General features: G+C 68.3%; 11 protein-coding genes and 1 pseudogene. 3 read left to right on the top strand and 9 right to left on the bottom strand.

From position 1 onward, the window contains the following. The 4 genes from KMAL_RS14990 to gloB form a co-directional block, all read right to left on the bottom strand. A partial coding sequence (locus tag KMAL_RS14990; RefSeq protein WP_180999850.1) for a right-handed parallel beta-helix repeat-containing protein occupies positions 1-2,009 on the bottom strand: 2,009 nt, incomplete at its 3' end. A 117-nt stretch (positions 2,010-2,126) separates the two neighbouring features. Continuing rightward, positions 2,127-2,681 (bottom strand): polyhydroxyalkanoate synthesis repressor PhaR, encoded by a 555-nt coding sequence (phaR, locus tag KMAL_RS14985; RefSeq protein WP_180999849.1) that lies wholly within the window; start codon positions 2,679-2,681, stop codon positions 2,127-2,129. Positions 2,682-2,771: 90 nt separating this feature from the next. Next, the gene (locus KMAL_RS14980; RefSeq protein ID WP_167400058.1) at positions 2,772-3,377 is read right to left on the bottom strand and encodes a glutathione S-transferase; all 606 of its coding nucleotides are present in this window, start codon (positions 3,375-3,377) and stop codon (positions 2,772-2,774) included. Further along, a complete protein-coding gene (gene gloB / locus KMAL_RS14975) occupies positions 3,374-4,102 on the bottom strand; it encodes a hydroxyacylglutathione hydrolase (protein WP_167400057.1) in 729 nt (242 codons plus the stop codon). Before gloB ends, KMAL_RS14980 begins: the two co-directional genes overlap by 4 nt. A gap of 117 nt (positions 4,103-4,219) precedes the next feature. Here gloB and KMAL_RS14970 point away from each other — a divergent pair, with 117 nt between their 5' ends. From KMAL_RS14970 to KMAL_RS14960, 3 genes are read left to right on the top strand one after another with little or no spacing between them, the layout of a single operon-like run. Next, positions 4,220-5,014 (top strand): class I SAM-dependent methyltransferase, encoded by a 795-nt coding sequence (locus KMAL_RS14970; protein WP_110096347.1) that lies wholly within the window; start codon positions 4,220-4,222, stop codon positions 5,012-5,014. A 34-nt stretch (positions 5,015-5,048) separates the two neighbouring features. Further along, complete coding sequence (locus tag KMAL_RS14965) at positions 5,049-5,726, top strand: phosphatidylserine decarboxylase (protein ID WP_110096346.1); 678 nt, start codon at positions 5,049-5,051, stop codon at positions 5,724-5,726. A gap of 6 nt (positions 5,727-5,732) precedes the next feature. Further along, positions 5,733-6,596: a CDP-alcohol phosphatidyltransferase family protein gene (locus KMAL_RS14960; protein WP_167400056.1), complete on the top strand. Its 864-nt coding sequence runs from the start codon at positions 5,733-5,735 to the stop codon at positions 6,594-6,596. On the opposite strand, the gene KMAL_RS14955 is transcribed toward KMAL_RS14960, so the two are convergent. The 5 genes and pseudogenes from KMAL_RS14955 to KMAL_RS17360 all read right to left on the bottom strand — a co-directional run. Continuing rightward, positions 6,576-7,019 carry an NADH-quinone oxidoreductase subunit B family protein gene (locus KMAL_RS14955; protein ID WP_110096345.1) on the bottom strand — a complete coding sequence of 148 codons (444 nt, stop codon included), beginning with the start codon at positions 7,017-7,019 and terminating at the stop codon, positions 6,576-6,578. The two genes, KMAL_RS14960 and KMAL_RS14955, sit on opposite strands and share 21 nt — an antisense overlap. A gap of 127 nt (positions 7,020-7,146) precedes the next feature. After that, a complete protein-coding gene (locus tag KMAL_RS14950; protein ID WP_110096344.1) occupies positions 7,147-8,685 on the bottom strand; it encodes an NADH-quinone oxidoreductase subunit D-related protein in 1,539 nt (512 codons plus the stop codon). Between the two features lie 2 nt (positions 8,686-8,687). Continuing rightward, positions 8,688-9,914: a hypothetical protein gene (locus tag KMAL_RS14945; RefSeq protein ID WP_146044235.1), complete on the bottom strand. Its 1,227-nt coding sequence runs from the start codon at positions 9,912-9,914 to the stop codon at positions 8,688-8,690. After that, the gene (locus KMAL_RS14940; RefSeq protein ID WP_110096342.1) at positions 9,914-10,477 is read right to left on the bottom strand and encodes a hypothetical protein; all 564 of its coding nucleotides are present in this window, start codon (positions 10,475-10,477) and stop codon (positions 9,914-9,916) included. Before KMAL_RS14940 ends, KMAL_RS14945 begins: the two co-directional genes overlap by 1 nt. Further along, positions 10,474-11,072 (bottom strand): annotated as a pseudogene (locus KMAL_RS17360) (hypothetical protein); the annotation flags it as partial. The pseudogene KMAL_RS17360 and the gene KMAL_RS14940, both read right to left, overlap by 4 nt.

Raw genomic sequence — 11,072 nt, 5'->3', positions numbered from 1 at the left:
CTCAGCCCGTCACGCAGGCGGCAGCCCGACAGCGTCACCTGAGCACCGGAGATCATGGTCACCTGCGGATAGGTCTCCGCGCTGCCGACCAGTTCGCAGTCCTTCACCTCCACCGTGGCCCCGTCCTGCCCCACGATGGGACGCAGCCCATCGCGGATGGTCGTGCCCGACACGACAAGCCTTGACCCGGCATCCTGCACCCATATGGCCATTCCCTTGTGAAAGCCCGAAATGGTGCAACCCGTCAGGCTGGCCTGCCCCTTTTCCTTCACCCACACGGCATGGCTCAGCCCGTCACGCAGGTGGCAGCCCGACAGCGTCACCTGCGCACCGGAGGTCATGACAACCTGCGAATAGTTCTCCGCACTGCCCACAAGTTCGCAGTCCGTCACCGCCACCGTGGCCCCGTCCTGCCCGTAGATGGGCTGGTGCCCATCGCGGATGGTCGTGCCCGACACGACGACCTTCGACCCGGCATCCTGCACCCATATGGCCGCCGACTTGTGAAAGCCCGAAATGGTGCAGCCCTTCAGGCTGGCCTGCCCCCGTTCAAACACCCACACGGCACTATTCAGCCCGTCACGCAGGCGGCAGCCCGACAGCGTCACCTGCGCACCGGTTTTCATGACAACCTGCGGAGAGTTCTCCGCACTGCCCGCCAGTTCGCACTCCGTCGCCTCCACCGTGGCCCCGTCCAGTCCGTAGATGGACTGCCGTCCATCGCTGATGGCGGTGCCCGACACGACGACCTTCGACCCGGCATCGCGTGCCTCAATGGCCGCAGCCTTGTGGAAGCCCGAAAGGGTGCAGCCCTTCAGGCTGGCCTGTCCCTTTTCCTTCACCCATACGGCATGGCTCAGCCCGTCACGCAGGCGACAGCCCGACAGCGTCACCTGCGCACCGGTTTTCACACCGACCTGCGAATAGTTCTCCGCACTGCCCACAAGTTCGCAGTCCGTCACCGCCACCGTGGCCCCGTCCTGCCCGTAGATGGGCTGGTGCCCATCGCCAATGGTCGTGCCAGACACGACGACCTTCGACCCGGCATCCTGTGCCGATATGGCCGCCAACTTGTGAAAGCCCGAAATGGTGCAGCCCTTCAGGCTGGCCTGCCCCCGTTCAAACACCCACACGGCACTATTCAGCCCGTCACGCAGGCGGCAGCCCGACAGCGTCACCTGCGCACCGGTTTTCATGACAACCTGCGGAGAGTTCTCCGCACTGCCCGCCAGTTCGCACTCCGTCGCCTCCACCGTGGCCCCGTCCAGTCCGTAGATGGACTGCCGTCCATCGCTGATGGCGGTGCCCGACACGACGACCTTCGACCCGGCATCGCGTGCCTCAATGGCCGCAGCCTTGTGGAAGCCCGAAAGGGTGCAGCCCGTCAGGCTGGCCTGCCCCTTTTCCTTCACCCATACGGCACTATTCAGCCCATCATTCAGGCGACAGCCCGACAGCGTCACCTGAGCACCGGTTCTCATGACAACCTGCGGCTTCTTCTCCGCACTGCCCACCAGTTCGCAGTCCGTCACCTCCACCGTGGCCCCGTCCTGCCCCACGACAGGCTGCACGCAGCCATCCATGACGCAGCGTTCCAGCGACAGGTGCGCGTCCTTTCCGCTGGCACGCAGGGCGGTGTCTTCCCCACGGATGCTTTCAAACCGGCTGCCCCTGATGTCCACCCGTCCCGCCTGCATCGTGATGGCCGCCTGCTCCCCACCGATGAACTGGCAGTCCACGATGTCGATCCTGCTGCCCTGCGCGATGTCCATGCGCGGGCACGTGTCCTCGTCGAGTGCGGGGGAGAAGATGATCCCCTCGAACGTGACGCTGCCCCTGACCTGCAGGCTGCCTTCGAACGTCACGGTCCCGGACTCCTCCGCCCGGATCCGCAGCCCTTCGCCCTGCACCTCGGCCGTGCCGATTTCGTAAAAGCCGGCGGGAAGGACGATTCCGTCGGCTGACGGGCGGATGCCGCGTTCGGCAAGGATGTCTTCAATGCGGGCCATGAACTGTCGATCCTGACTGAAATACATATAATTCCCGCCCGATAATGGCGGGGGCCGTCATGATGGCCACGGACAGATCACATGACAACCGTCCCGCGACAGGTGGGGCGGGTCGCCCTATGCCGGGCCATCGCCTGCCTGTGGCGTGGCGGAACCGGCAGTGCCGCCGCGCAGGTGCTGCAACTCGGCGCGCAGGTCCATGACCTCCCGCACCAGGCTTTCGATCGACGGTCCGCTGCCGACCCCGCGCTCCACCGCGTGGAGCGAGGTGAACATCGACATCACCTGCCCGATGATTTCCGCATTTTCCGCCCCCAGCGCGCTGCTCAGTTCCGGGGAGGCATGGGCCTGCCGGGCGATGAATTCATTCATCATGCGTTCAAGGTATTCCGAGACCTCGTCCTGCCGGCTGTCGCCATACCAGCGGATCAGTTGCCGCAGGAACGGGACCGGCAGCATCGCGCGGCCCTTCGTCTCCTCCTCAAGGATGACCTGCGCCAGCACGCCGCGGGTGATATCGTCGCCGGTCCTTGCATCAAGCACGACAAAGGGGCGGTCCTCCTTGACCATCGCGGCAAGGCTGTCGAGCGTGATGTAGGTCGAACGATCGGTATCGTACAATCGCCGGTTGGCATATTTCTTGATGACAACCGGAACGTGCGGTGGCGACAATAGACTATGCTCCTTCTGTGCGGAACCTTGGGGCTTTGCGCCCTGTTTCGTGGGTATGGCGTATCTGTCCGGGGCCGCGCCGGGCGTGACCTACGCCGCGCTGAGGCGCATGCACGCGACCCGGTCCAGGCGGGCATACCAATCCGCCAGTGCCGGATACTGCCCTGTCCACCCCAGTTCCGCAAATCGCGCGTCGAGGAATCCCAGCGCGCATCCCACCGACAGCGCCCCGGCATCGGGCCGCGTCGCCGCGCCAAGCGCCGACTCGCGCGCCATGCGCCCAAGCGTCGCAAGCCCGCGTTCCACCGCCGCCATCTGCCGCGCGGCAAGTGCCGCGTCGGGCGCGACCCCTGCCGCCAGAAGCCCGCGATACAGGATCGCCGCATCCGCGATCCCGTCGCCCAGCGCCTGCGTGCGCAGGACATGGCAGCGCGCCATGCCGGAGGCGGGCACCAGCATGTCCGACCCGGCGACAATGCCCAGATATTCAACGATGACCCTGCTGTCATACATCGCCGTCGCGTCATCGCACAGCAGCGTCGGGATCTTGCACAGCGGGTTGGCGTTGACGACTTCGGCCGGGGAGGCGGAGATGTTGACGTTGATGACCTCCACCCGGTCCTGCAGCCCGAGGGCATGGATGGCCGCGCGCACCTTGCGGGCATAGGGGCTGAGGACCGAACTGTACAGTTTCACCGGAAGGCATCCTTTTCCTGACGCAGTTTCGCAAGCGTCGCCACATCGGGCGCGCGCAGGAAGGGGTTGGTGCGCCTTTCCTCGGCCAATGTCACCGGCAATGTGGGCCGCCCGCGCGCGCGCAGGGCCTCGACCTCGCGCATCCGCCGGGCCACCGCCGCGTTGGCGGGATCGACATGCAGGGCAAAGCGCGCATTCGACAGGGTATATTCATGGCCACAGCATATCAGCGTCTCATCCGGCAGGGCCGCGATCTTACGCAGGCTGTCGAACATGTCGCGCGCCGTTCCCTCGAACAGGCGCCCGCATCCCATGCTGAACAGCGTATCGCCGCAGAACAGCGCGGGTGTCGCGGGAAAGAAGTAGCTGACATGCCCGATCGTATGGCCCGGCGTATCGATCACGACCGCCTCCGCCGTGCCGAGCATCACGCGGTCCCCGTCCCCCACCGCGATATCGAGGCGCGGCAGGCGGCGCGCGTCGGCGGCGGCACCTATCACCTGCGCCCCGTACCGCGTGCGCAGCGCATCGGTGGCGGCGACGTGGTCCACATGGTGATGGGTCAGGAAAATACGGTCAAGCCGCCCGCCATGCGCGGTAATGGCCGCGACGATCGGCCCTTCCTCCGCCGGGTCGACAATGCCGCAGGCCCCGCTTTCCCCATCGCGCAGGAACCAGGCATAATTGTCCTGCAATATCGGGACGGGTTGTATGAAAAGCGCCATCGGCCTCCCCTTTCTCCGGTTATGCCACCGTGCCGGGGCATGACACCGCCCCATGCGCCACGGGCATGCCCCCTGCCATCGCCCACATGGGCGCGCTGTTTGTGCTAACGGTGGACAATGCAAGAAAACACGCGCATCGCAAGCCAGTTCTATGCCAGCCCCCGCGGGCGGCTCGCCGCGACACACCTGCGGCGGCACCTGTCGTCGTTCTGGCCCGACATGCCGGGCGGGCGCGTGCTGGGCGTGGGTTATACCGTGCCCTACCTGTCGCTGTGGGACAATGACGTGACGACATGCGTGTCCGCGCGCCTTGACGCGCTGGTTACCCGTCCCGCCCCGGCGGAAGGGCCGGCGGGCCGCGAATGCGTCGTGGCGGAGGACCGTTTCCCCTTTGACGACCTGTTTTTCGACCGTGTCGTGATGGTCCACGCGCTGGAGGTCACCGACGCGCGGCGCGCGCTGCTGCGCCAGGTGTGGAAGGTGATGAAGGATGACGCGCGCCTGCTGCTTGTGGTGCCGAACCGTTCGGGCATGTGGGCGCATGCCGACACGTCCCCCTTCGGGCAGGGCACGCCATTTTCATACCGGCAGATCACCCGCGCGCTGGCCAGTGCGTGCCTGCGGGTGGAGCGGCATGAAAACGCCCTGTATTTCCCGCCCGTGGGGCCGACGGGCGGGCGGCGGTGGTCGGGCCTGCTGGAACGCGCGGGCACGCGGATGCTGCCCTACCTTGGCGGGGTATGCGTGATCGAGGCGGTCAAGGACGCCTATGCCCCGGTGGGAAATGCTGCCGCCCCGCTGCGCATGCCCGCGCTGCGACTGCGCCGCGCCGACGCCTTCAGCCGCAGCGGCGGCGGTGTCGCGGGCGAAAATGCGCCACGCCACGGCGGCGGCCCCGCACTGCGCACTTGACCTTGGTTTGCGAAATCTTCATGAAGCTTGTCCCATGTCCCTGATCCAGTCCCTGAAACTCGTCATGTCGCCCCCCCATCCGGCGGCCCGTCCCTTCCTGCTGGCCTCCGGCGCGGGGGCCCTGATCGGGCGCGCGCTGCCGTTCAGGGCCACGAAGCTGGCGGGCACGGCGTGCGGCCTGTTCTTCGGCTTCTGCCTGTATTTCTTCCGCGACCCCAACCGCGTGGTCCCGGCGGACCCGCACGCGGTGGTCGCCCCGGCCGACGGGCACGTCGTTTCGGTGGAAAAGATCGCCCCTCCCCCCGAACTCGACATGGGCAACGCGCCGGTCTGGCGCATCGCGACGTTCCTTTCGGTGCTCGACGTGCATGTCAACCGCATGCCTGCCGCCGGCACCGTCACCCGCGTGGCCTATCACGCGGGGCAGTTCCTCAATGCCAGCCTCGACAAGGCATCGGAACTCAATGAACGCAACGCCGTGCGCCTGACGCTGCCTGACGGGCGCAACATGGCCGTGGTGCAGATCGCGGGCCTGATCGCGCGCCGCATCCTGTGCGATGCCGAGGAAGGGATGAAATACGAAAAGGGCGAGCGTTTCGGCCTGATCCGCTTCGGCTCGCGCACCGACCTGTACCTTCCCGAAGGCGTGGAACCGCTGGTGGAGGTCGGGCAGACCATGACCGGCGGCGAAACGGTCATGGCGCGGCTGTAACCCGCAATGACCGACGCTTCCCCGGCCGCCGCGCCCAAGCAGCGCCGACGCCTGATCCGGCGCAGGCGGCCACGGGTACGCGGGCCGTCCTTCAACCGCATGATCCCCAACATCATGACGATGCTGGGGCTGTGCGCGGGACTGACGGGCATGCGCATGGGGCTGGAGGGACGCTTTGGCGAGGCCGCCACCGCGCTGCTGATCGCCGCGTGCATCGACGGGCTTGACGGGCGCATCGCCCGCCTGCTGCGCGGGACCAGCAGGTTCGGCGCGGAGTTCGACAGCCTTTCGGACTTCCTGTGCTTTGGCGTGGCCCCGTCCTTTGTCCTCTACCTGTGGGCGCTCAAGGATGGCGGGCGCTTTGGCTATGTCCCGTGCATCATGTTCACCGTGTGCATGGCGCTGCGGCTGGCGCGTTTCAATGCCAGCCTCGATGACGTGGAACAGCCGAAATACGCCAGCAACTTCTTTACCGGCGTCCCCGCGCCCGCGGGCGCGGGACTTGCGATGTTCCCGCTGTTCCTTGGGCTGGAGGCGCACAAGCTGGGCTGGGGCGCCCTGTATGACATGGCACGCGACCCGCTGATGCCCGCACTGACACTCAGCGGGACGGCCTTCCTGCTGGTCTCCACGCTGCCGGTCTGGTCCTTCAAGAATTTCAAGGTCCCCGCCCCCTTCGTCCTGCCGGTCATGCTGGGGATCGGGGGGTATGCCGCCGTCTTTGTCGCCGACCCGTGGGGCGCGCTTGCGGGGGCGGGCGTGATCTACCTGCTGCTGCTGCCGCTCAGCCGCCGCAGTTTCCATCGCCTCAAGAAAGAGGCCGAGGCCCTGCACGCCGAAGAGGAAACCTCAGACGTCGCGACGCCCTGACGGCGCGGGCAGTCCCACCTCGCGCACCCACCGGGTGATGGCGGACAGGATCATGTCGGGCGATGGCGGGCAACCGGGCAGCGACATGTCCAGGTGCACCCGCCCGCGCAGGCCGCCAAGCACCGCGTAATTTTCCCCGAACACGCCCCCGTCGATGGCGCAGTCGCCAATGGCCATCAGGATGCGTGTCCCCGGCATCGCCTGCCACGCCTGTTCCAGGACCGGGACCATCGCCCGCGTCACCGGCCCCGCCACAAGCAGGATATCGGCATGGCGTGGCGTGCGGACGAAACAGACCCCGTCCCGCCCGGCGTCCCGCGCCGCGCCGTCAAGTGCGGCAAGTTCCATGGCGCACCCGGCACAGCCCCCGGTTTCAAGGAAAAAGACCGAAACCATGCCCGATGCAGCGGATGCGCGTGTCATGACATTCCCCCGGTAACGTCATCATACCAGTCCCCACAAAGGTTCTTGGTGAGGCTTTTTCCAAAAACCTTCAGAGGGTTCAGCCTTTTTCGATCAAAAGGCGGCACCCGGAAACCTTTGTCATTTTTCACAGGTCGGCCCCTGCCGGTGACAGGCCGAAGGAACGCATGATGACGGGCATGTCCGTGTCATGGGCCTCACGCATCGCGATTTCCGATGCCAGCATATGGGCGGGCGTGGGGTCACAGATCCCGACCGCCGCCAGTTGCCCCGCCTGCATCCTGACCCAGTAGCGGATCGCACCGCGCGGCCCCTCGGCCCAGCCGGTCCCCTCCCCGTCCCCGGCAGGCGATGACGCGGCATCCGTCGCGGGCGGCATGCGTGCGACGGCATCGCCAAGCGCGCCAAGGATACGCACGCTGACCCCCACCGTCGCAAGGCACACGCGCATGCGGGCATCGACATCGCCCGCCTGCTCCACGCCCGCAGGCAGCCAGCCGTCGTGATATCCGGGGGTAAGGTGACGCAGGTCGCCCTCCCCCCCCGAAGCACGCGCGACCACGCCCGTAACCCCCAGTCCACGCGCCGTGCCGGCAGGCAGCACGCCCAGTCCACGCACCAGCCCACCAAGCCCGCGCGGATGCCGGTACAATGCCTCCAGCCGCGCATGCGCCCCATGCAGCCTGGCGCGGAATTCCTCCGCCCGTGGGACAAAGTCCGCAACGGATACGCCCCCATCCCCGAACGCCACCACATCCATCAGCATCCGCCGCCCGAACACCGTGCCACAGAACGCCATGACATGTTCACGCGCCTGCGCGCATGCGCGTGCCAGCCGCGCATCCCCTGCCGCCGCCGCCACGCCACCGACATCGAACAGCACCGTCGCCACGCGTTCGAGTTCGCACAGCATCGCCCGCACGGCCGCAACCGGCCGCGCGACCTCCTGCCCCATGGCATGTTCCATGGCACGGGCCAGCGCGGCCTGATGGGCCACAGACGCCGCACCGTCGATCCGCCCCGCCAGCCGCAGGGCCTGCGCCGGGTCGCTGCCGCGCATCCGCGCCACGATCCCCCGATGGGCGTATCCCATCCACCACTGCGCATCGACAACGCGCGCGCCCGGCAGCGCAAGCCGCAGGTAGGCCGGCGCGTGAAAGCCCCCGTCCGCCGGGCCATATTCGCAGATCGTGCCGCCCGCGCGCAGGACCTCGGCCACCTCGCGGAACTCCGCCACGGCTGCGCCCTGCACCGGCACGCGACGTTCGGACAGGGGCCATGTCACCTCCCACGCCCCATGGTCCAGCCATGGCCGCAGGTCACGGGCGTCCAGCGCCTCCACCCCCCACAGGTCATGGATCATGCGCTCATAGACACTCGCGGCGGGACAGGCGGATGACAGGCCCCAGTAACGCTGCATCTCCACCGGGGTCGAAAGGACCAGCATCCCGCCCCCCTGCGGCGCAAGCGCGGCAAAGACGGCGCGACCATCACACCACAGCCCCGCGAATGGCGACGGGTCCGCCACAAGGCACGCCAGGAGGTCACGCCATGCGTCCTCCGCCAGATGGAAGCGCCACGCGACATCGCCGGGCACATCGCCCCGTTCCCGCGCCCATTGGGCCAGCAGCGCCGCCAGCATGTCCCTGCCCGCCGGATGCGCCATCGTCACAGTCCCCCCGGATACGCCACGACCACAAGCCCACCCGCCAGCAGCGCCAGCAGCGCCAGCGCACCGGCATTGCGCGCCAGCATGCCCGACGGCGTCTGCGCCGGCCGGAGCCGCGCGCCAGTCCCGTCCCCGCGCCCCGCCGCCCGGCATCCCACAAGCAGCAGCCACAGCGCGGGCAGCAGCGCCGCCATGGCCCAGACAGAAACCCGTGCGACCGCCATCACCGTCATCATCATCGCCACGAACGGCAGGGTGGGCGGCAGGCCGGAGCGGACATGGCGCAGTAATGCTGGCCACGGCACCCACCGCGCGCGCAGGGGCGCACACAGGCATACGGCCATCATCGCAAGGACGCAGGCCATCGTGCCCACCGCTCCCCCGGCCCCCGCGCCCATGACCGCAAGCCCGATCCAGGCCGCCATCACATGCCCCCAGCGCCGCGCATCATGCGAAGGTTCCTGCCGTCCCGGTTCGCGTTGTCCCTGCATTCCGGCATGCCACACCAGCAGCGCGGCAACCCAGACCATCACGCAACCCATGCCGATCATCATCGCCCGCAGCGTCATCGCCGCCAGTTCCGCATCAAGCGACACGACAGGCCCCGACAGCAGGTACAGCACCGGAACCACCGGCATGATGCACAACCCGTGGTCCCGTCCGACCGGCAGGGACATCCCCACCAGTCCGCACGCCCCCAGCAGTCCGGCCACCAGCAGGACCATGCCCAACCCGTCCAGCGGCCCGTTCCCCAGCGGCGACAGCACCAGCGCCCCGGCCTGCGCCACGATCACGCCCGCCGTCCCGGCATGGAAAAAACGCCATCCCTCGCGCGCCTGTCCGTGACGCAGCACCATGGGCGCGACACGCACCAGCACCGTCAGCGCCAGCAGCGCGATGGTGACATCCACGTCATCCGCCGCGATCGCCGCCATGGCGTTGCCCGCCACGCACTGCGCCATGACCGCGTCAACACGCGCCCATGTGCCCGTGCCGCCCACATGCACCATCGTCGCAAGGCACAGCAGCAGCGGCGGACACAGCAGCAGCGCATCGTGAACCGACATCGCGCGCGCCCACCACCACCCGATCGCAAGGCCCAGCCCCACGACCGACAGGATGGCCGCGCGCGTGTGCTCCCCCCCGCGCGACGGCACCCACAGCGCCAGCGCCGACAGGTAGGGCCAGCACACCGCCATGCACATCCATGGCGAAAGTCCCCCCATCACCATTCCCCGCCCCCCGTGGCGGGATCGCGCGGCATGGTCATGCGGAGCATGAACACCATGGCCGCAAGCATGACGCACCCCACCATCACCGGCAGCGCCCGCCCGGCAATGCCCGACAGCAGCAGCCATCCCTCCAGCGCACAGGACAGGGCCGCGCACTGGCGCGCGCGGTCACGTTCCACGCCAGCGGCAATCAGGCCACACGAAATGGCCGACAGCCCGGCGACAACCTCCAGCCGCCCCTCCACATCCAGCGCATCCGGCGGCACCGCGATGGACAGCAGCGCCACCATCAGCAACCCGCCACCAAGGCGCAGCAGCAGGGCATGTCCCTGCCGCACGGGATGGACGCGCGCGCGCAGGTGCCACGCCACGACACCGCCCAGCACCACCGCGCCAACCGCGGCGGGCAGGCAGGTCTGCCACGCCCCGCCTTCCCACGCGACCATCAGCAGGCATGCCGCCGCAAGCCCCCCCTGCCAGAGCAGCATCACACCGCCCGCATCAGGCCCGAACAGCGAAACGAACACCACCATCCCCAGCAGCACGACCAGCATCATCCGAATTCCCGACCGGCAAACAGCAGCACGATGGCCAGGCACCCGCACAGCAGCGCGAGCCCCGCACGCAGTCGCGCCACCTGCCCTGACGCCATGACAAAGGTGCGCAGGCACGCGACCACGCCACATAGGCCGAGCGTGCGCAGGCCCCACAGCGCGATGGCCACCAGCATTCCCGCCAGCAGGTTCCAGCTGCCGCCGGCATCGGGAATGACAATGGCGTCGGGCCACAGCAGGTCCCCGCCCAGCGTGATCCATCCCATCGACACGAGATCACGCACGAACAGCATGACGGCACGGTCCGGCCCGGCAAGGTTGTCGGTCATGGCGTCGAACGCCCGGCCGCCGCCTGCCGCCACCCGGTCCACACCGGCCAGGATGAATGCCCCGCCCGCCAGCGCCAGAGGCGCGCGAATGCCCGCGCTGTCCTGCGCCATGCGCATGAAGCGCACAAGGCCCGCGACCGTGCTGCCCGGCGTGGCCATCCCCACCACGGCCACCGCCACCACCAGGGCCGGCACAAGCAGCATCATCCCCACCAGCAGCATCGCCGCCACCCGCCCCTCGCGCCCCTGCCCGCTGGCCAGTCCGACGA

The organism is Novacetimonas maltaceti (genome assembly GCF_002906255.1).
GTDB lineage: Bacteria > Pseudomonadota > Alphaproteobacteria > Acetobacterales > Acetobacteraceae > Novacetimonas > Novacetimonas maltaceti.
This window is presented reverse-complemented; position numbering and strand designations above follow the sequence as displayed.

Coding starts and splice junctions, on each gene's coding strand:
- gloB (WP_167400057.1), bottom strand. CDS start 4,102: ATGGCGCTTTTCATACAACCCGTCCCGATATTGCAGGACAATTATGCC.
- KMAL_RS14970 (WP_110096347.1), top strand. CDS start 4,220: ATGCAAGAAAACACGCGCATCGCAAGCCAGTTCTATGCCAGCCCCCGC.
- KMAL_RS14965 (WP_110096346.1), top strand. CDS start 5,049: ATGTCCCTGATCCAGTCCCTGAAACTCGTCATGTCGCCCCCCCATCCG.
- KMAL_RS14960 (WP_167400056.1), top strand. CDS start 5,733: ATGACCGACGCTTCCCCGGCCGCCGCGCCCAAGCAGCGCCGACGCCTG.
- KMAL_RS14955 (WP_110096345.1), bottom strand. CDS start 7,019: ATGACACGCGCATCCGCTGCATCGGGCATGGTTTCGGTCTTTTTCCTT.
- KMAL_RS14950 (WP_110096344.1), bottom strand. CDS start 8,685: ATGGCGCATCCGGCGGGCAGGGACATGCTGGCGGCGCTGCTGGCCCAA.
- KMAL_RS14945 (WP_146044235.1), bottom strand. CDS start 9,914: ATGGGGGGACTTTCGCCATGGATGTGCATGGCGGTGTGCTGGCCCTAC.
- KMAL_RS14940 (WP_110096342.1), bottom strand. CDS start 10,477: ATGATGCTGGTCGTGCTGCTGGGGATGGTGGTGTTCGTTTCGCTGTTC.